Annotated in this window: 15 protein-coding genes; 8 read left to right on the top strand and 7 right to left on the bottom strand. The window is 73.4% G+C overall.

Going from position 1 to position 18,780, the window contains the following annotated elements:
* Window positions 1-75: 75 nt before the first annotated feature.
* Window positions 76-684: a GNAT family N-acetyltransferase gene (locus tag IAG42_RS25080; RefSeq protein WP_188339216.1), complete on the top strand. Its 609-nt coding sequence runs from the start codon at window positions 76-78 to the stop codon at window positions 682-684.
* On the opposite strand, the gene IAG42_RS25075 is transcribed toward IAG42_RS25080, so the two are convergent.
* The 4 genes from IAG42_RS25075 to IAG42_RS25060 all read right to left on the bottom strand — a co-directional run bounded on the left by IAG42_RS25075 (window position 662) and on the right by IAG42_RS25060 (window position 6,664).
* On the bottom strand, window positions 662-1,852 hold the full coding sequence (locus IAG42_RS25075; RefSeq protein ID WP_188339215.1) for a lipid-transfer protein: 1,191 nt from the start codon (window positions 1,850-1,852) through the stop codon (window positions 662-664). The two genes, IAG42_RS25080 and IAG42_RS25075, sit on opposite strands and share 23 nt — an antisense overlap.
* 1,400 nt (window positions 1,853-3,252) lie before the next feature.
* Entirely contained in the window at window positions 3,253-4,434 is a 1,182-nt protein-coding gene (locus IAG42_RS25070) for an acyl-CoA dehydrogenase family protein (RefSeq protein WP_188339214.1), read from the bottom strand.
* 73 nt (window positions 4,435-4,507) lie between these two features.
* Window positions 4,508-5,695 (bottom strand): CaiB/BaiF CoA transferase family protein, encoded by a 1,188-nt coding sequence (locus IAG42_RS25065; RefSeq protein WP_188339213.1) that lies wholly within the window; start codon window positions 5,693-5,695, stop codon window positions 4,508-4,510.
* A gap of 63 nt (window positions 5,696-5,758) precedes the next feature.
* Complete coding sequence (locus IAG42_RS25060) at window positions 5,759-6,664, bottom strand: LysR family transcriptional regulator (RefSeq protein WP_188339212.1); 906 nt, start codon at window positions 6,662-6,664, stop codon at window positions 5,759-5,761.
* Between the two features lie 147 nt (window positions 6,665-6,811).
* Between IAG42_RS25060 and IAG42_RS25055 the strand changes: the two genes are divergently transcribed.
* On the top strand, window positions 6,812-8,050 hold the full coding sequence (locus IAG42_RS25055) for an alpha/beta hydrolase family protein (RefSeq protein ID WP_188339211.1): 1,239 nt from the start codon (window positions 6,812-6,814) through the stop codon (window positions 8,048-8,050).
* A 13-nt stretch (window positions 8,051-8,063) separates the two neighbouring features.
* Here IAG42_RS25055 and IAG42_RS25050 read toward each other — a convergent pair whose 3' ends face one another.
* Window positions 8,064-8,756: a TetR/AcrR family transcriptional regulator gene (locus IAG42_RS25050; protein ID WP_188339210.1), complete on the bottom strand. Its 693-nt coding sequence runs from the start codon at window positions 8,754-8,756 to the stop codon at window positions 8,064-8,066.
* A gap of 199 nt (window positions 8,757-8,955) precedes the next feature.
* Here IAG42_RS25050 and IAG42_RS25045 point away from each other — a divergent pair, with 199 nt between their 5' ends.
* Window positions 8,956-9,546 carry a hypothetical protein gene (locus IAG42_RS25045; protein ID WP_188339209.1) on the top strand — a complete coding sequence of 197 codons (591 nt, stop codon included), beginning with the start codon at window positions 8,956-8,958 and terminating at the stop codon, window positions 9,544-9,546.
* Between the two features lie 61 nt (window positions 9,547-9,607).
* Here the strand turns inward: IAG42_RS25045 and IAG42_RS25040 are convergent, their stop codons facing one another.
* Entirely contained in the window at window positions 9,608-11,788 is a 2,181-nt protein-coding gene (locus tag IAG42_RS25040; RefSeq protein ID WP_188339208.1) for an acyl-CoA dehydrogenase, read from the bottom strand.
* 329 nt (window positions 11,789-12,117) lie between these two features.
* On the opposite strand from IAG42_RS25040, the gene IAG42_RS25035 reads away from it, so the two are divergent.
* The 5 genes from IAG42_RS25035 (at window position 12,118) to IAG42_RS25015 (ending at window position 18,060) form a co-directional block, all read left to right on the top strand.
* Window positions 12,118-13,848, top strand: a complete 1,731-nt coding sequence (locus IAG42_RS25035; protein WP_188339207.1) for an MFS transporter — start codon at window positions 12,118-12,120, stop codon at window positions 13,846-13,848.
* Window positions 13,849-14,212: 364 nt separating this feature from the next.
* The gene (locus tag IAG42_RS25030) at window positions 14,213-14,881 is read left to right on the top strand and encodes a class I SAM-dependent methyltransferase (protein WP_188339206.1); all 669 of its coding nucleotides are present in this window, start codon (window positions 14,213-14,215) and stop codon (window positions 14,879-14,881) included.
* Window positions 14,882-14,903: 22 nt separating this feature from the next.
* On the top strand, window positions 14,904-15,920 hold the full coding sequence (locus IAG42_RS25025; RefSeq protein WP_394811246.1) for an N-acetylmuramoyl-L-alanine amidase: 1,017 nt from the start codon (window positions 14,904-14,906) through the stop codon (window positions 15,918-15,920).
* A 147-nt stretch (window positions 15,921-16,067) separates the two neighbouring features.
* Window positions 16,068-16,919: a hypothetical protein gene (locus IAG42_RS25020; protein ID WP_188339205.1), complete on the top strand. Its 852-nt coding sequence runs from the start codon at window positions 16,068-16,070 to the stop codon at window positions 16,917-16,919.
* Between the two features lie 133 nt (window positions 16,920-17,052).
* A complete protein-coding gene (locus IAG42_RS25015) occupies window positions 17,053-18,060 on the top strand; it encodes an LLM class F420-dependent oxidoreductase (protein ID WP_188339204.1) in 1,008 nt (335 codons plus the stop codon).
* A 7-nt stretch (window positions 18,061-18,067) separates the two neighbouring features.
* On the opposite strand, the gene IAG42_RS25010 is transcribed toward IAG42_RS25015, so the two are convergent.
* Complete coding sequence (locus IAG42_RS25010) at window positions 18,068-18,589, bottom strand: hypothetical protein (protein ID WP_188341588.1); 522 nt, start codon at window positions 18,587-18,589, stop codon at window positions 18,068-18,070.
* Window positions 18,590-18,780: the final 191 nt, after the last annotated feature.

Below are 18,780 nucleotides of genomic sequence, written 5' to 3'. Positions count from 1 at the left end.
GTTGCACGGCCGCGTGTAATACGGCCGCGTGTAATTCCGTGGCCGTGGAACGACACCCGGACCAGAATGCGCCGGATGACGACACCTCCGGCTCCGACGCGGACCGTCTTCACCCACAAGCCCGTGCTGACCGGCGAGAAGGTGCTGCTGCGCCCGTTCACCGAGGACGACGCGGTCGTGATGGCCGGGGTCATCGGCGACCCGGAGGTCGAACGGTTCACGGGCGGCGGCACGTTCACGCGGGAGCGGCTGCGCGCCTGGTACGGCTCGCGCGCCGCGCAGACCGACCGGCTCGACCTGGCCGTGACGGACCGGGCCACGGGCGAGCTGGTCGGTGAGGTCGTCCTCAACGAGTGGGAGCCGGAGCACCGCTGCGCCACGTTCCGTACCGCGATCGGGGCGCGCGGCCGGGGCCGCGGGCTCGGCTCGGAGGCCCTGCGGCTCGTCGTCCGGTACGGGTTCGAGTCGGCCGGGCTGCACCGGATCCAGCTGGAGGCGTACGCGGACAACGAGCGGGCCCTGCACGTGTACGCGAAGGCCGGTTTCGTCGTTGAAGGCGTACGCCGGCAGGCCGAACTGTGGGACGGGCACTGGCGGGACGCGGTGCTGATGGCGGCCCTGGCCGACGAGTGGCCCGGCGCCGTCCGAGGCTTCCGGCGGGTCAGGGGCGGCGCAGGAGGGTGACGACCGCGGCGCCGCCGAGGCCGATGTTGTGAGCGAGGCCGACGCGGGCGCCCTCGACCTGGCGCGCTCCTGCGGTGCCGCGCAGCTGCCAGGTGAGTTCGGCGGCCTGGGCGATGCCGGTGGCGCCGAGCGGGTGGCCCTTGGAGATCAGCCCGCCGGACGGGTTGACCACCCAGCGGCCGCCGTACGTCGTCGCGCCGGACTCCACGAGTTTGCCGGACTCGCCGGGGGCGCACAGGCCGAGGGCCTCGTAGGTGAGGAGTTCGTTGATGGAGAAGCAGTCGTGCAGCTCGATGACGTCGAGGTCCTCGGGGCCGAGTCCGGAGGCGGCGTAAACTTGGCGGGCGGCCTCGCGGGACATCGGCTGACCGACGACGTCGATGCAGGAGCCGGACGCGAAGGACTCCTCGGTGTCGGTGGTCATCGCCTGCGCGGTGATCTCGACGGCCTTGTCGCCGAGGCCCCGCTCCTCGACGAAGCGTTCGGAGACGACGACGGCCGCGGCGGCGCCGTCCGAGGTCGGGGAGCACTGCAGCTTGGTGAGCGGCTGGTGGATCGTCTTCGCGGCGAGGACCTCGTCGACGGTGTACGCGTCCTGGAACTGGGCGTAGGGGTTGTTCACCGAGTGGCGGTGGTTCTTGGCGCCGACGGCGGCGAGCTGGGCGGGCGTCGTGCCGTACTTCTCCATGTGCTCGCGGGCCGCGTCGCCGAAGATCTGGGCAGTGGGCGGGCTCATCTCGAAGCCGTGGCGGGCGGCCATGATCCCGTAGTGACGGGCGACCGGTGACGTCTTGAAGTCCCCGCCGTCGGCCCCTCCCCCCAGCGCCCCGCGCTGCATCTTCTCGAAGCCGAGGGCGAGGACGCAGTCGTTGACGCCGCTCTCGACGAACTGGCGGGCGAGCATCAGGGCGCTCGAGCCCGTCGCGCAGTTGTTGTTGACGTTGTAGACCGGGACGCCGGTCAACCCGAGTTCGTAGACGGCCCGTTGGCCGGCCGTGGACGCCTGGAAGCAGTATCCGACCGGCACCTGCTGCACGTCCTCGTACGCGACCCCGGCATCGGCGAGCGCGGCCTCCCCCGCCTCCTTCGCCATGTCCCAGTACTGCCAGTCGCGGCTTTCCGGCTTCTCGAACTTGGTCATGCCGACGCCGACTATGTACGACTTCATGGCTACGGGACCCTTCCTGAAGGCCAGCACCTACGCTTATCCATTACCTGACGACCCATCAGATACTGACACTCCGAGCCCCCCATGTGAAGGGGCCCGCACCCACGAGCGAGACCGCCACCCCCCGCCGACGGCACGATTCCGTTCCGGGGGCTGCATTCACCTGCGGCTCCGCCACGTGAGCGCACTCAAGACGAGGGCAGATGCGCCCCGTAAGGGGCGCGGGGAACTGCGCGACCAGCCACGACGGCGCGGCAGCCTGCGACGACGCTCGGCCCCTACGGCGCCGGCGCTGGAGCCGAGGCCGACCGATCGCGCACCCGGCACCGGGGTGCCTGCCATCGGCCCAGCCCCGCTCCCACCCACCCGCCCCCTCCAGGGGCGTCGGCCCGGCACGGGGGCGCGGCACTGGATCGATCGGCAGCTCGGCCGCCGGCAACGATCAGGGCGAGGTAGACATGCCCTGTCAGGGACACAGGGCTGTGTCCACCTGCGGCTCCGCCACGTGAGCGCGATCAACGCGAGGGCAGATGCGCCCCGCAAGGGGCGCGGGGAACTGCGCGACCAGCCACGACGGCACGGCAGCCGGCGACGACACTCGGCACCTACGGCGAGGCCCGTTCCATCACGCACCCGGCACCGGGGTGCCGCCTTGCCCACCCGTGCCGCCCCAGGCGGCAGACTGCCCAAGGCTGGGTCGGCCGGAACACGTACCCGGGGCTGGGGTGCGGCCTCAAGACGGGGAGTCTGGAACACCCCCCGGCTGGGGGTACTGCCCGGGGCCGGGTGCCGGGCTCGACGCCCCCGGAGGGGGCGGGTGGGCGGGAGCAGGCGGCAGGCCATGAGAGAGGCGCCAGGTCGGGAGGAAGCCGAGAGAGAGACGCCGGGTCGGGAGGGAAGAGGCTGCAAGCCGGAGGGGAGAGGTGCCGGGCAGGTGCGCCCCGTCAGGGGCGCGGGGAACTGCGCGACCAGCCACAACGGCGCGGCAGCCGGCGACGGCGTTCGGGCGGCCCAAGGTGAGGCAACCAGAACCCACGCCGAGGGCCGGCGTGCTACCCGAGGCCGGGCGCCGGGCCGACGCCCCCGGAGGGGGCGGGTGGGTGGGAGCAGGGGCCGGGCTATGGGAGAGGCTCCCCGCGCCGGAGGCGGGAGGTGCCGGACTCGGGAGGCGTCGGAGGCTAGAGGCGCCGGAGGCGGGAGGCGCCGGACTCGGGAGGCGCCGGACTCGGGAGGCGCCGGAGGCTAGAGGCGCCCGACGCGGAAGGCGCCCGACGCGGGAGGTGCCGGAGGCTAGAGGTGCCGGAGGCTAGAGGTGCCGGAGGGGGAGGGCCCCGCAGGGGCGCGGAGATGGGGGGCACGGGTGGCCCCCGCCAGGGCTCGGCGGCGGGGGCGGAGCCCGGTCAGCGGAACGCGGCGTGGCCCGTCAGGGCCTGACCCAGGGACAGGGTGTGCATCTCCGTGGTGCCTTCGTAGGTGAGGACCGATTCGAGGTTGTTGGCGTGGCGGATGACGGGGTATTCGAGCGAGATCCCGTTGGCACCGAGGATCGTCCGGGCGGTGCGGCAGATCTCGATGGCCTCGCGGACGTTGTTGAGCTTGCCGAAGCTGATCTGGGCCGGGTGGACGCCGGCGTCCGAGTCCTTCAGCGCGGAGAGGTGCAGCGCGGTGAGCGTCGCCTTGTGGAGCTCCAGCGCCATGTCGACCAGCTTCTGCTGCGTGAGCTGGAACGCCGCGATCGGCTTCCCGAACTGCTCCCGCTGGAGGGAGTAGTCACGCGCCGCCTGCCAGGCCGAACGGGCCGCACCCGTGACGCCCCACACGATGCCGTACCGGGCCTCGTTCAGGCAGGTCAGCGGTGCCCCGACACCCCGCGCCTCGGGCAGCTGCGCGGAGGCCGGCAGCCGTACCCCGTCCAGGACCAGCTCACTGGTCACCGAAGCGCGCAGCGACATCTTGTGCTTGATGAGCGGCGCCGAGAAGCCGGGCGTGTCCGTCGGCACGACGAAGCCGCGTACGCCGTCCTCGGTCCGCGCCCAGACGACGGCGACGGCGGCCACCGACCCGTTGGTGATCCACATCTTGCGGCCGTCGAGGATCCAGTCGTCCCCGTCGCGCCGGGCCCGTGTCGTCATGGACGCCGGGTCCGAACCGTGGTCGGGCTCGGTGAGCCCGAAGCAGCCGATGGCCTCGCCGGCGGCCATCCGCGGCAGCCACTCCTGCTTCTGCTCCTCCGAGCCGAAGCGGTGGATGGCGAACATGGCGAGGGAGCCCTGCACGGAGACGAAGGAGCGCAGACCGGAGTCGGTGGCCTCCAGTTCGCGGCAGGCGATGCCGTAGGCGCGGGCCGACATGCCGGCGCAGCCGTACCCCTCCAGGTGCATGCCGAGCAGGCCCATCTTGCCAAACTCGCGGGCGAGTTCGGGCAGTGTGGGCATCTCGCCGTTCTCGAACCACTCGGCGATGTGCGGCTCGACCTTGTCGTCGAGGTACTGCCGCACGGTGTCGCGCACGGCGCGCTCCTCGTCGGTGAGGAGGGCTTCGAGGTTCAGCGGGTCGACGGGGTCGAGCGCGGGGAACGCCATGAGGGTCTCAGACTCCTTGCTGGTGACGGCTGGTGACTGCTGTTGACGGCTGGTCAAGGCTGGTGACGGCTGGTCAAGGCTGGTTACGGTCGTCGTCGTGCTGGCCGAGCAGGGGCGGTGCGGTGCGTACGGCGGGGCGTACGCCGTCGAAACTCACAGGGAAAGCGACCTGGCGCAAGCGTCCGGCGGTGGGATGGTCCACCTCCTGGACCATGCCGAGCGCCTCGGTCTGCGGGCAGGCGTACACCTCGTCGAGATGCCGGATGGGCGCGACGGGCACGCCCGCCGCCTTGAGCCGCTCGCACCATCCGGCGACGGTGTCGCCCTTCAGCGCGCGGCCCAACTGCTCGTTCAGTTCGGTCCTGTTGACGACGCGGGCGGCGTTCGTCGCGTAGCGCGGGTCGTCGGCGAGGGCGTCCAGGCCGAGCGCCTCGCCCAGGCGGCGGAACAGCGCGTCGTTGCCGACGGCGATCACGAAGTGTCCGTCGGACGCCTCGTAGGCCTGGTACGGGACGAGGCTCGGGTGCCCGGAGCCGAGCCGGGTCGGCCGCTCCCCCGTGGCGAAGTGGGCGGTGGCCCAGTTGGCGTGCAGGGCGAGCTGGGTCTCGTACAGGGAGGTCGTGACGTACTGGCCGCGTCCGGTGCGGGCGCGTTCGACGAGGGCGGAGGTGATGCCGATGAGGCCGAAGAGGGCGGCGCCGAGGTCGCCCATCGCGAAGCCCGCCTTGACGGGCGGGCCGTCGGTCTCGCCGGTGAGGGACATGAGGCCGGCGGCGGCCTGGGCGACCATGTCGTAGCCGGGTTCGTCGCGCAGCGGTCCGCTCTCGCCGAAGGCGGAGATGTGCAGGACGACCAGGCGCGGGTGGCGGGCGGTGAGTTCGCGGTAGTCGAAGAGGCGGGCGAGGCTGCTGCCGGGGCGGAAGTTCTCCACGAGGACGTCGGCGTCGGCGAGCATCCGGTGCACGGCCGCCTGCCCGTCCGCCGTTTTGAGGTCGAGGGTGACGGACCGCTTGTTGCGGTTCGCGGCGAGGTAGTAGGTGGCGTCCTCGCCCTGGAAGGGCGGGCCCCAGCGGCGGGTCGGGTCGCCGCCCTCGGGGTGCTCGACCTTGGTCACGTCGGCGCCGAGGTCGGCGAGGGACATGGTGGCGTACGGCCCCGCGAGGATCTTGGACAGGTCGACGACCTTGATCCCGGCGAGCGGCGCGGCGGGCCGCCGTGCCTGCGTCTGGGGCTGCTGCGGCTGCGGCTGCGGATCGGGCATGGCGTTCACTCTGCCCCGGGGATTAAGTGCTGTCCAAGACCGATTCCGGACCGCAGTGTGCCGCTACGCCACATAATCCGCCGGGGTCGGGAGGACGCGCTCGGCGATCTCCAGGACGGCGGCGAGGGCGGCGCTGTCGTTGCCGGTGCGCCAGGCGAGCGCGATCGGCAGGACGGGCACGCCGGGGCCGACGAGGGGCCGGAACACGACGTGCTCCAGATGGATCGAGCGCGCGGAGCCGACGACGACGGCGACCCCGACCCCGGCGCCGACCAGGGCGAGCAGGTTGTACGAGTCCGGGGCCTCCTGCGCGATGCGCGGGGCGAACCCGGCGTCGTGGCAGCCCTGCACCATGGCCTCCCGCACGGCGGAGCCGCGGGCGACGGGGAAGGTGACGACGCGCTCGTCGGCGAGGTCGGCGAAGGTCACCCCGTCCCGGGCGGCGAGCGGGTGGTCCTCGGGCAGGGCGCAGACGAGGGGCTCGGCGCGGACGACGCGGGCGGTGATGCCGCGGCGTACGGGCAGGGCGGCGACGCCGAGGTCGATGGTGCCGTCGGTGAGCCGGGCGAGCGCCTCGCCGGTGAAGATCTGGCCCTCCAGGACCAGTTCGACGCCGGGGAGTTCGGCGTTCACGGCGCGGGTCAGGGCGGGCAGCGCGGCGTAGGCGCTGGCGCCGCCGAAGCCGACGGTGACCCGGCCGGTCTCGCCGTGCTGGGCGGCGCGCACGGTGCGGCGCAGGGCGGCGGCGTCGGCGAGCAGCCGCCGGGCCGGTTCCACGAGGGCCTGTCCGGCGGAGGTGAGCCGCACGGTCCGGGTGGTCCGCTCGAAGAGCCGCACCCCGAGGTCCCGCTCCAGCAGCCGGATCTGCTGGCTCAGCGGCGACTGGGCGATGTGCAGCCGCTCGGCGGCCCGCCCGAAGTGCAGTTCCTCGGCGACGGCGACGAATCCGGTGAGGTGTCTGAGCTCCACGGGTGCGACGATACGGCCCGGCCGGGGCGGCCGCCGCCCGTGGGCCCGGGGTGCCGTCCGGGCGGTGGCGGTCCCCCCGTGGTACTACGCGCAGGTCCCCCCGGGCGCTGACGACCCGGCCCCGCTGCGGGGCCTAACTTCCCCTGCATGACGATCAGTTCGCGCCGGTCCGCCGTGACCGTGGCCCTCGCCCTCGCCCTGTCCGTGCCGCTCCTCCCGGCCGCCGCGACCGCCGCGGCGTCTCCGTCCCCGTCACTCGGGGCCCACGTGTCCGCCCCGACGTCGGACGCCGCCGTGCAGTCACCGTCGCCGTCACCGGACGCCGCCGTCCCGGAACTGCCGGTTCCAGGCGGGGCGCATCCGGTGGGGCGCCGCACGCTGCACCTCGTCGACCGCAGCCGTCAGGACCTGTGGGTGCCGAAGGCGCGGGGCCGGGAGCTGATGGTGTCCCTGTCCTATCCGGCCCGGGCCGCCCGGGGCGCGGCCGCGCCGTACATGACCGTCGAGGAGGCCCGGCTTCTGCTGGCGGCGCGCGGCCTCGGCGATCTGGTGCGGGCCGAGACCGTCGCAGGGATCCGCACCCACGCGTACCGTTCGGCGGCCCCCGCACCGGGGCGCTACCCGCTGGTCCTGCTCTCGCCCGGCTTCTCGATGCCGCGCACCACGCTCACCTCGCTCGCCGACGAGCTCGCGAGCCGCGGCTATGTCGTCGCGACCGTGGACCACGCGTACGAGTCGGTCGCCACCGAGTACCCGGGGCACCGGATCCTGCCGTGCGCGGCGTGCGAGCCGGTCGACAACGACCCGGTGGCGCGGGCGGCCGCCGTACGCAACCGGGCCGCCGACCTGTCCTTCGTACTCGATGAGCTGGCCGATCCGCACCGGGCCGGGGCCGTGTCCCGCATGATCGACTTCCGGCGGGTCGGGGCCGCCGGGCACTCGATCGGGGGCGCGTCCGCGGCGGCGACGATGGCCGCCGACGACCGCGTGCGGGCGGGGGTGAACCTGGACGGCGACTTCTACCTGCCCGAGCCCGGTGCCGGGCTCGGCCGGCGCCCGTTCCTGATGATGGGCACCGCGGACACCCACGCCCCGGGCTCGCCGGGCACGGACTGGCCCGCCGCCTGGTCCCGGCTCGACGGCTGGAAGCGGTGGCTGACGGTGACCGGCTCCGGCCACTACACCTTCACCGACCTGCCTTATGTCGCGGAGCAGCTGGGACTGCCGGACCCGTCGGTGCCGCTCTCGGGCACGCGGAGCCGGCAGATCACCAGCGCCTACGTGGCCGCGTTCTTCGACCTCCATCTGCGGGGCGTGTCCGCGCCGCTGCTCGACGGCCCCACGGCCGCGAACCCGGAGGTCGTCTTCCGGCACCCGGCGGCCTGATCCTCCGGCTCGCTCAGCCTCCGGCCGGGCCGAGCAGTCCGTCGACGAAGGTCCGCAGCCCCTCGGGGTAGGTGTCGCGGGCGCAGAGGCCGGCCCAGCGGGGGGCGACGGCGGCGAGGTGCGGGACGCGGTCGGCGTCGAAGGCGGCGCGGAAGGCGGCCGGGGTGCGGTCGGTGCGGCGGTGCGGGGAGTGGGCGCGGACGAGGATCTCGCCGACCGTGTAGTACCAGAGGTGCCGGAAGACCTCGACGGAGCGGTCCGGGGTGCAGCCGTGGTCCTGGGCGGCGGCGAGGACGGCCTCCACCATCCACAGCGCGGACTCGTCGAGCAGACCGACGAAGCCGTCGGCGGTGAGGATCTCGGCGGCCCAGGGCCAGGCCGCGAGCGCGTCGTGCATCGCGGCGGCGGCCGCGACGACGCGCTCGCGCGGGGCCTCCGGCAGGGCGGGGCGCTCGATCTGCTCGACGTAGTGGTTGAGGAGGAGGACGAGGAGGTCGTCCTTGCCCTCGATGTGGTGGTAGAGGGTCGTCGCGCCGATGCCGAGCTCCGCGGCGAGCCGGCGCATGGAGAGCTTCTCCCAGCCGTCCTCGTCGATGAGCCGGCGGGCCGCCGCGACGATCTGCTCGCGCGAGGTGACGCGGGGGCGGCCCGTGCGGGTGCCTCTCGGGGCGGTCGCGGGTGTCTCGGGCGCGGGCGTTGCGGACATGGGGCCCATCATGCCCGCCCCTGCCGCCGGGCGGCTGCCCCGGCGGACACCCCTTTCCGCCGGGGGTTCGGGCCTGGGGCCGCGACCGGTTGCGCGCGGTCTCGCGCCCTGGCGGGGCACATCCGCCGCGCGGCCGCCCGCGCACACCGTCACAGGTGACGCAGGAGGCGCTGTCGGAGGCCCGTGCTCAAATCTCCTCATGAGCGCACCTGACGTGGCCCGCCGGCTGCCCGACATCCCGACCCTCCAGGCCCGCTGCCGCGCCGTCGCGGCGGCGGAGGCCGTCGTCAACCCGTCGGGCAGGTATCCCTGTCACGTGTACGAGGCCGGCTGGGGCGGCGCCGGCGAGGACGTGTTCCTCGTGGTCAACGGCTCGGGCGACGACGCCGCGGTCGTCTTCTCCCCCGCCGGGGTCTACGTCCGGGTGTTCGACCACGAGTCGTGGATGAGCCCGTACACGACCGACGACGAGAGACCGTGGCCGGGCGTGCTCGACTCCGTCCCGGACGTGTTCCGGCCGTACGTGGACGAGCCCGCGTTCAACGACGAGCACATCCCGCTGGTGACCGCCTGCATCTGGCGCGAGACCGGCGACTCCCGCTGGCACACGGGCGACATCACGTTCCCGGAGGGCGAGCCGGACTCCGACGGCGCGGCCTGGCTGCTGCGTCTCGTCGTCGACGGCACCCCGGAGGCGTTCCGCGACTGGGCGCGGGACCACTACGAGCGCCCGGTGGATCTGGCGGCGATACGGGAGGTGTTCGCCGCCCACACCGCCGCCGACGCCTAGGAGCTGTCCGGCGGATCATGGCTGGGGCCGCCCCTGACCCGCCGGACAGCCCCTGGCGTCCTCAGTCGCGGGGCAGGCCCAGGATGCGTTCCGCCACCACGTTGAGCTGCACCTGTGTCGTGCCGCCCGCGATCGTGAGGCAACGGGACAGGAGGAAGCCGTGCAGGGCCCGCTGCCCGGGGCCCTCGCGCAGCGCGCCCGCGGGGCCGAGGAGTTCGAGGGCCAGTTCGGCGACCTGCTGCTGGTGCGGGGTCTGGACGAGCTTGCGTACGGAGGCGCCGGGCCCCGGCCCCTCCCCCGCGACCTGCTGGAGCGTCGTGCGCAGCCCGATGCAGGCGAGCGCGTGGGCCTGGGCGGCGAGCGAGCCGATCCGGGCCCGGTAGGAGCCGTCGAGGTCGCCGGCCCGTGCGAGCAGGGCCTCCAGACCGGTGTCGAAGGTCAGCTGGTCGGCCATGTGGACGCGTTCGTTGCCCAGGGTGTGCCGGGCGACCCGCCAGCCGTCGTCGACCTCGCCGACCACCGCGTCGGCGGGCAGCACGGCGTCGTCGAAGTACACCTCGTTGAAGAGGGCGTCGCCGGTGATCTCGCGCAGCGGGCGGACGTCGATGCCGTCCGTGTTCTTCATGTCGACGAGGAAGTACGTGAGTCCCTTGTGCTTGGGGGCGTCGGGGTCGGTGCGGGCCAGCAGGATGCCGTGGTCGGCCCACTGGGCGGCGCTCGTCCACACCTTCTGCCCGTTGATCCGCCAGCGCCCGTCGGGCAGCCGCTCGGCGCGGGTGCGCAGGGAGGCGAGGTCGGATCCGGCGCCGGGTTCGGAGAACAGCTGGCACCACAGGAGTTCGCCGCGCAGGGTCGCGGGGAGGTAGCGGTCGCGCTGCTCCTGGGTGCCGTGGGAGAGGAGCGAGGGGACGACCCAGGTGGCGATGCCGAGGTCGCTCAGCTTGATCCCGGCGGCCGCCAGCTCCTGCTGGACGGCGAGCTGCTGGAGGGGCCCGGCACCGAGTCCGTACGGGGGCGGGAGGTGCGGGGCGGCGTATCCGGTGGGGGCGAGCGCGCGGCGGGCGGCGCGCGGGTCGAGGCCGTGGGCGGGGGCGAGCGCCGTACGGGCGCTGTCGCGGTGGGCCTGGGCCTCGGGGGGCAGTTCGAGGCGGAGTTCGCGGCGGGCGCCGGTCTCGGCGAGGCGTACGGCGCGCAGCCGGTGGGCGTCGCCGGCGCCGAGGAGCTGCCGGGCGACGACGGCGCGGCGCAGGTACAGGTGGACGTCGTGCTCCCAGGTGAAGCCGGTGCCGCCGAGGATCTGGATGCAGTCCTTGGCGCAGGTGTAGGCGGCGTCGAGGGCGGTCCCCGCGGCGAGGGCGGCGACGAGGGCCCCGGCCTCCGGCGCGGTCTGCTCCTCGCCCAGGGCGCGGGCGGCGTCCCAGACCAGCGCGCAGGCCTGTTCGACGCGGACGAGCATGTCGGCGCAGAGGTGTTTGACACCCTGGAACTGGCCGATGGGCCGCCCGAACTGTTCGCGCACCTTGGCGTGTTCGGCGGCGGTGGCCAGCGCCCAGGCGGCGCCGCCGCACGCGTCGGCGGCGAGCAGTACGGCGGCGAGGTCGCGGACGAGCCCGGCGTCGACGGCGAGGACGCGGTCGGTCGGGACGGCGGCGCCGCTCGCGGTGATCTCGGCGGTGGGCCGGGTCGGGTCGGCGCTGTCGTGGACGCGCACGGTGAGTCCGGGGGTGGCGGCGTCGGCGGCGAGCCACACGGTGCCGTCGGCGGTCTCGGCGGCGAGGACGAGGAGGTCGGCGTCGGCGCCGGTGAGGACGGGCGGCGCGGCGCCGTCCAGGACGAGTCCGTCGGGGCCGGTGACGGCGGTGAGGCCGCCGGGGCCGAAGGCGACGGCGCCGATCCGCTCCCCTGCGGCCAGCGCGCCGGCGAGCTCGCGCACTCCGGCCCGGCGCAGCACCTCGGCCGCGAGGGCGCTGCCGAGGAAGGGGCCGGGCAGCGCGGCCCGGCCTGCCTCCTCGACGGCCACGGCGAGGTCGAGCAGGGTGCCGCCTCCGCCGCCGCAGTCCTCGGGCAGGTGCAGGCCGGGCAGGCCCTGGGCGGCGAGGCCGTCCCAGTGCGGTGGCCGGACGCCCGGGGCGGCCGGGGCGTCGAGCAGTTTGCGCACCTCGTCGGGCGGTACGGCGCGCGCGATCCAGCCGCGCACGGAGTCCGCGAGTTCCCGCTGTTCCTGCGTGATGGCGATGCCCATGCGGCGCACGGTAGAACACGTTCCAGTAGAGCGGAAGACCGAATCTGACGTCGTGTCAGAAATCCCGGCGGGCGGGACCTGGGGCGGGCGCACAGGGGGTGCGTAATGAAAAGGTCAAGGTTCCGACTCGTACGACGATCGTCGGAATAGTCGCCCGAGGAAACGGGTTCGGGATACACGCAAGCGTCACGCACAGCGGTGTGCGTGACGCTCCCCCATGACACGTGACACATGACACCCGGACCGCCACCCCGCCGTTCCGCCGCCTTGAGAACAGCAGCACCGCAGTCCCACATCTCGACCGAGACCGCCTCCGGAGGCCCTCCTTCATGTCCCTACCGACGACCTCGTCCCGCCGCACCGGCGGCGTCGTCCCCGTCCTCGCCTTCACCGGCATCGTCGTCGCCGTCATGCAGACCCTGCTCGTCCCGGTCATCAAGGACCTGCCGGAACTGCTGGACACCGCGCCCTCCGACGCCACGTGGGTCCTGACCGCCACGCTCCTCGCCGGCGCCGTCTCCACCCCGATCATGGGGCGCCTCGGTGACCTCGCGGGCAAGCGCCGGATGCTGCTCGCCAGTCTCGCCGTCATGGTCGTCGGCTCGCTGATCTGCGGTTTCACCGACAACCTGCTCGTGATGATCGCCGGGCGCGCGCTCCAGGGCTTCGCCATGGGTGCCATCCCGCTCGGCATCGGCCTGATGCGCGACATGCTGCCGCCGGAGAAGCTCGGCTCGGCGATGGCCCTGATGTCCTCCTCGATCGGCGTCGGCGGCGGCCTCGCGCTGCCGCTGGCCGCGCTCGTCGCCCAGCACGCCGACTGGCACGCCCTCTTCTTCGGCGCGGCCGGTCTCGGCGTCGTCGCGATCGCGCTGACCCTGGCCTTCGTACCGGAGAGCCCGCTGCGCGCGCCGGGCCGCTTCGACCTCGCGGGCGCCATCGGGCTCTCCGCCGGTCTGGTCCTGCTGCTCCTGCCGATCACCAAGGGCAGCGACTGGGGCTGGGGGTCGGGGACGACCCTCGCCCTGTTCGCCGCGGCCCTCGTCGTGCTCGTCGCCTGGGGCGTGATGGAGCTGCGCCTCAAGGCCCCGCTCGTCGACCTGCGCACCAGCGCCCGCCGCGAGGTGCTGCTCACCAACCTCGCCTCGATCATGGTCGGCGTCGCGTTCTACGCGATCTCGCTGGTGCTGCCCCAGCTGCTGCAGCTGCCCACCGCGACCGGGTACGGCCTCGGCCAGTCCATGGTCGTCGCGGGTCTGTGCGTGGCGCCGCTGGGCCTGACCATGATGCTGACCGCCCCGGTGTACGCCCGCCTCTCGGCGCGGTTCGGCCCGAAGATCACGCTGATCCTCGGCATGCTGATCATCGCCGTCGGCTACGGGGCCGGGCTCGGCCTGATGAGCGCGGCCTGGCAGACCATCATCATCTCGGTCGTGATCGGCGCGGGCATCGGCCTCGCCTACTCCTCGCTCCCTGCACTGATCATCGGCGCGGTCGACCCGTCCGAGACGGGTGCGGCCAACGGCCTGAACACCCTGATGCGCTCCATCGGCACCTCCGTGTCCTCGGCCGTCATCGGCATGGTCCTCGCGAACACCGCGGACCACGTCGGCGGTGTCGCGATCCCGACGATGCACGGTTTCCGCGTCGCGTTCCTGATCGCCACCGGTGCGGTGGTGGGCGGTGTCGTGCTCGCCGTGTTCCTGCCGGGGCGACGTGCCGCGGCGGTGCAGCTGCGCGCCAGCAGCGAGGAGGACGCGGGTCTCGCCCGCGCCGAGGAGGCCCTCGCGGCGTTCCGCGGGCGGGTCCTCGACCCGGCCGGGGTTCCGGTGCCCCGCGCCAAGGTCACCCTGATCGACCGGCGCGGCCGCCAGGCGGGGGCCGCCCTCACGGACGCGGACGGCTCCTACTCGCTGTCGGTCCCGGACGGCGGCGCCTACGTCCTGGCCGCGACCGCCCCCGGCCACGCCCCGCACGCCTCCTCCGCCACCCACCACGGCGCCCCGGGCCCGGTACCCCTGGACCTCCCCCTGACCCCCGTCACCGAACAGGTCCGCTGACGGCCCCCGGCGGCGGGGCAGCCCAGCACCCGCCCTCGGGTAGCACCTGGCAGTTCCCCGCGCCCCTCCAGGGGCGCGGGGAACTGCGCGACCAGCCACGACGGCGCTGCAACCGGCGACGATCCTCAGCCCCTACGGCGGCGGCGCTGCAGCCGAGGCCGACCGATCGCGCACCCGGTACCGGGGTGCCGCCTTGATCGCGCACGTACGACTCGTCCGGCGACCTCGGCCGCAGCCCCACCGCGTACGGTCGGAACCGGACCCCGTCGCCGGCCGCCCCACCGTCGTCGCTGGTCGCGGCGGAGCCGGAGAGCCGGGCGGGTCCGCGCCCCCGGTGCGGGTACCGGTCGCCGCTTGGGGCAGCATGTGCGGCATGACCACCACAAGCGACCGTCCCGCCGCCGACGTCCTCGCCGCCTTCGAGGCCGCCAAGGGGTTCATGCCGCTCGACGAGGGGCTCGCGCTGTACGCGGCCGCCGTCGAGGCCGGCGCGCTCGGGCTGCCGCTCCTGGAGGTCGGCACGTACTGCGGGCGTTCGACGATCCTGCTCGCCGACGCCGCGCGCGCGGCCGGCGTGAGCGCCCTCACGGTCGACCACCACCGCGGCAGCGAGGAGCAGCAGCCGGGCTGGGAGTACCACGACCCTGAGACCGTCGACCCGGTCGTCGGTCTGATGGACACGCTGCCGACGTTCCGCCGCACGCTGCACGCGGCGGGCCTGGAGGACCACGTCGTCGCGCTGGTCGGGAAGTCGCCGCGGGTCGCGAAGGCGTGGGGCGGCAAGCTCGGCCTCGTCTTCATCGACGGCGGTCACACCGACGAGCACGCCACCGCGGACTACGAGGGCTGGGCGCCGCACGTCGCCGAGGGCGGACTGCTGCTCATCCACGACGTGTTCCCCGTCAAGCACGACGAGTGGACCGGCCAGGCCCCGTACCGCGTGTACCTCAGGGCACTGGAGTCCGGGGCGTTCACCGAGGTCTCGGTGTGCGACTCGCTGCGCGTCCTGCGCCGAACGGGCCCGGGAATCTGAGGTCACGGTTAGGGTCGGGGGCGTGTCGTACGTAGGCCCGGACCCCGATGACTTCGACGAGTTCTACCGGAGCGATGCCCCGAGGGAGGGCCGTCGCTTCGGTGGCCGGCCCGTGCTCGTCGCGCTCGCCGCGCTCGTCCCGGCGGCCTTGGCGGGCTGGATGGTCTGGCAGGTGGTGAGCGGCCCCGGGGAGAGCGAGCCGCCGAAGGTGCTGCCCGCGCCGGGCGCCTCGTCGAGCGCGACGCCGACTCCGTCGAAGGCGGAGGCGTCGCGGAAGCCGTCGCAGTCCCCCTCAAAGTCCGCTTCCGCGTCCGCCTCGGCCTCCGCGTCGAAGAAGCCGCAGAAGCCGGCCGGCGGCGGCACCGGCCCTCTCAAGGGCAAGGTCGTCGTGATCGACCCGGGTCACAATCCGGGAAACTTCTCGCACCCGTCCGATATCAACAAGAGCGTGAACGTGGGCAACGGCACGAAGGAGTGCGACACCACGGGTACGTCCACCAACTCGGGTTACACGGAGGCCCGGTTCACCCTGGATGTCGCGCGCCGGATGCGGACGATCCTCGAACAGCAGGGCGCGACCGTGAAGTTCACCCAGGACGGGGACCGCGCCTGGGGCCCGTGCGTGACCGAGCGGGCGCAGATCGGCAACGCGGCGCACGCCGACGCCGTGGTCTCCGTGCACGCGGACGGCTCCGCCGAGGGCAACCGCGGATTCCATGTGATCCTTCCCGCATCCGTGCACGCGGGCGCCGCGGACACCCGCCCGATCGTGGGCCCGTCGAAGGACCTCGGCGAGCGCATCGTGGGCAAGTTCGTGCAGTTCACGGAGATGGGGCCGTCGAACTACGTAGGGGACCGCACCGGCCTCGACACCCGGAGCGACCTGGGCGGACTCAACCTGTCGACCGTGCCCAAGGTCTTCATCGAATGCGGCAACATGAGGGACTCGCAGGACGCGGGCAAGCTCACGTCCGGCTCCTGGCGGCAGAAGGCGGCCCAGGGCATCTCGGCGGGAATCGTGAGTTTCCTGCGCAGGTAGAGGTCACGCTGTGGAACCCGGCAGACACCTCCAGCTCGTGGACGATAGTGTCCCTACGATGTGGGGCCACCCCTGCGCCTTGCGCCGCCTCCACCGATGACCGGACGACTTGACCGGGCGACCGGACGACTTACGAAGGACCCTGAAGTGAATATCCGCTCCCTCACTCGAGGCGACGGCGTGGTGATCGGAGCAGCGGTGTTGCTGTTCATCGCCTCGTTCCTCGAGTTCTACTCCTACTCGGGCTCGAATTTCGGTGGCTCGGCGTCGGCAGACATCGACGGCCCCAACGCCTGGGACAACCTGGGTTACGGCCTGGGCACGTTCATGGGCGGAGTGATCGGCGCAGCTCTCATCGTCTTCAACCGGGCCCAGCCGCAGCCCCGCAAGGTGCTCGGCCTGGACCTCGGCATGGTCGGCACCGGCTTCGCCGTCCTGACCGCCTGGACGATGCTGTGGACGCTGATCGACGTCAGTGACAACCTCGACGCGGGCGCCGGCCTGATCATCGGCCTCATCGCCTCGCTCGCCCTCGCGGGCGGCGCGGTCGCCGGTTCGCTCGTCCCCGCGCTCAAGGCCCCGCTCGTCGGCGCCCCGCGCCCCGTGCAGCCGCAGCCGTACGGCGGCCAGCCGCAGGGTGGCTACGGCTACCCCGGCGCCCAGCAGCAGCCGGGTCAGCCCTACGGCGCGCAGCAGGGTCAGCCCGGTCCGGGCCAGCCCTACGGCGGTCAGCCGCAGCCGCAGGCCGCCGCTCCGGCGCCGCAGCCGGCGCAGCCCTCGCAGGGCGGTCAGCCGGCCGGGGACTTCTCCCCGTTCTGGTTCGCCGTGCCGGTGCCGCGTCCGCTGTACGCGGAGGACGGTTCGCCGTCGCCGATCGCCGAACTGGCGCCGGGCACGTGGTACTTGGCCGTCGAGCAGCGCGGCCCGGGTCTCGTCGCCCAGACGCAGGACGGCCGTCGTGGCGTCCTGCAGGACACGTCCGGGATCCAGCGCGGCTGATCCGGACCCCGTTCGCCGAAAGGCCTCCCGCCCGTACTTCCGGGCGGGAGGCCTTTCGCGTACAGTCACCCGGCGACGGTCGAACTGACGTACCGTCAGATCACGAATGACGGGCGGCGGAGGGAGCGGGCAGATGCGCCTCGGAATCGCACTCGGTTACTGGGGGCGCGGCCCCGACCTCCGCCATGTCGGGCTCGTCCAGGAGGCGGAGGCGCTCGGCTACGACTCCGTGTGGACGGCCGAGTCCTGGGGCAGCGACGCGTTCACCCCGCTCACCTGGCTCGCCGCGCACACCACGCGGATCCGTCTCGGCACGGCGATCGCGCAGATGGCGGCCCGCTCCCCCACGACGACGGCGATGCACGCGCTCACCCTCGACCATCTCTCCGGCGGCCGCATGATGCTGGGCCTCGGCCTGTCCGGGCCGCAGGTGGTGGAGGGCTGGTACGGGCGTCCGTTCCCGCGCTCGCCGCTCACCGCGACCCGCGAGTACGTGGACGCCGTACGGCAGGTGCTGCGCCGCGAGGGGCCGGTCGAGGTCGACGGGCGCTTCCACCAGCATCCGTACCGGGGCGAGGACGGCACCGGCCTCGGCAAGGCCCTCAAGCCGATCACGCACCCGCTGCGCGCCGATCTGCCGGTCCTGCTCGGCGCCGAGGGCCCCAAGAACATCGCGCAGACCACCCGCATCGCCGACGGCTGGCTCCCCCTGTACTGGTCCCCGACCCGCACCGACGTCTACGAGGCGTCGCTCACCGACCTCCCCGAGAACTTCATGATCGCGCCCGTGGCCCGCGCCAAGGTGTGCGACGACGTCGCGGAGGGGCTGCTGCCGGTCAAGGCCATGCTCGGCTTCTACATCGGCGGCATGGGGCACGCCACCCGCAACTTCCACGCCGATCTCATGGCACGCATGGGGTACGAGGCCGAGGCGCGGCACATCCAGGAGCTGTTCGCCGCCGGGCGGCGCGAGGAGGCGGTGCTGGCGGTGCCGGACGCGTTCGCCGACGAGATCTCCCTCGTCGGGCCGCGCGAGCGGATCGCCGAACGCCTCGAACTGTGGCGCAAGGGCCCGGTGACGGATCTGCTGATCCTGTCACCGGACCCCGAGACGCTCCGCGTCCTGGCCGAGCTGAACTAGCCGCTCCCTAGGACCCCTTGGCGAGCTCCTTCGCCGAGGGCACCTTGTCCTTCACCTCTGCGCCGGCGCTCTTCCCTGCGTCCTTGACGCCGTTGATGATGTCGTCGAACGAACCGGAGACCGAGTCGACGCCGTCACCCTTGCGCAGCTGCTTCGGCAGGTCCTTCAGCTTGTCGATCCCGGCGGTGAGCGGGGCGACCGCCTTCGCGAGCGTCGGGTCGCCCTTGGCGTTGCGCTGCGCCGCCTTGAGCCGGTTGTACGTGAACGCGCCCGCGAGGCCCGCCTTGACGAGCGCGAACTTCCGGCCCTTCGCGCCCTTCTTGAACTTCCCGGCCTTCCACGGCTTCACGATCCACTGGTACGTCGCGCCCGCGGCGAGGCCCGCGTTGGCCACGAACCGGGTCTTGGCGAGCTTCTGGCGCTCGACCGCGGGGCTGCTGCTGGCCGCCGCCGGCCGTGCCACGGCCTCCGTACTGCCGTTGCCGCCGGCGCAGGCCGTACCGCCCACGAGCAGTGCGCCGCACAGCATGAGCGCGATGATTCCGCGCCGCGCCGAAAGAGACTTCCCGACCACGCTCACCTCCGAGCCGTTTTCCCCCCTCCCAGCACCCTCCCCCGCGATCCCACCCCCCGCCACTCGACCTCACCCACAGTGACCGCCTCGGGCGTGGGGAGGCTGCGTGTGGGCGCGTTCAGGGCGTGCCGGCTGCGCCCGCGGCT

This window comes from Streptomyces xanthii (assembly GCF_014621695.1).
GTDB lineage: Bacteria > Actinomycetota > Actinomycetes > Streptomycetales > Streptomycetaceae > Streptomyces > Streptomyces xanthii.
This window is presented reverse-complemented; position numbering and strand designations above follow the sequence as displayed.

What these genes read in the sequence shown, in the direction of transcription:
- IAG42_RS25080 (WP_188339216.1), top strand. Translation starts at nt 76, where the DNA reads ATGACGACACCTCCGGCTCCGACGCGGACCGTCTTCACCCACAAGCCC.
- IAG42_RS25075 (WP_188339215.1), bottom strand. Translation starts at nt 1,852, where the DNA reads ATGAAGTCGTACATAGTCGGCGTCGGCATGACCAAGTTCGAGAAGCCG.
- IAG42_RS25070 (WP_188339214.1), bottom strand. Translation starts at nt 4,434, where the DNA reads ATGGCGTTCCCCGCGCTCGACCCCGTCGACCCGCTGAACCTCGAAGCC.
- IAG42_RS25065 (WP_188339213.1), bottom strand. Translation starts at nt 5,695, where the DNA reads ATGCCCGATCCGCAGCCGCAGCCGCAGCAGCCCCAGACGCAGGCACGG.
- IAG42_RS25055 (WP_188339211.1), top strand. Translation starts at nt 6,812, where the DNA reads ATGACGATCAGTTCGCGCCGGTCCGCCGTGACCGTGGCCCTCGCCCTC.
- IAG42_RS25050 (WP_188339210.1), bottom strand. Translation starts at nt 8,756, where the DNA reads ATGTCCGCAACGCCCGCGCCCGAGACACCCGCGACCGCCCCGAGAGGC.
- IAG42_RS25045 (WP_188339209.1), top strand. Translation starts at nt 8,956, where the DNA reads ATGAGCGCACCTGACGTGGCCCGCCGGCTGCCCGACATCCCGACCCTC.
- IAG42_RS25040 (WP_188339208.1), bottom strand. Translation starts at nt 11,788, where the DNA reads ATGGGCATCGCCATCACGCAGGAACAGCGGGAACTCGCGGACTCCGTG.
- IAG42_RS25035 (WP_188339207.1), top strand. Translation starts at nt 12,118, where the DNA reads ATGTCCCTACCGACGACCTCGTCCCGCCGCACCGGCGGCGTCGTCCCC.
- IAG42_RS25030 (WP_188339206.1), top strand. Translation starts at nt 14,213, where the DNA reads ATGTGCGGCATGACCACCACAAGCGACCGTCCCGCCGCCGACGTCCTC.
- IAG42_RS25015 (WP_188339204.1), top strand. Translation starts at nt 17,053, where the DNA reads ATGCGCCTCGGAATCGCACTCGGTTACTGGGGGCGCGGCCCCGACCTC.
- IAG42_RS25010 (WP_188341588.1), bottom strand. Translation starts at nt 18,589, where the DNA reads ATGCTGTGCGGCGCACTGCTCGTGGGCGGTACGGCCTGCGCCGGCGGC.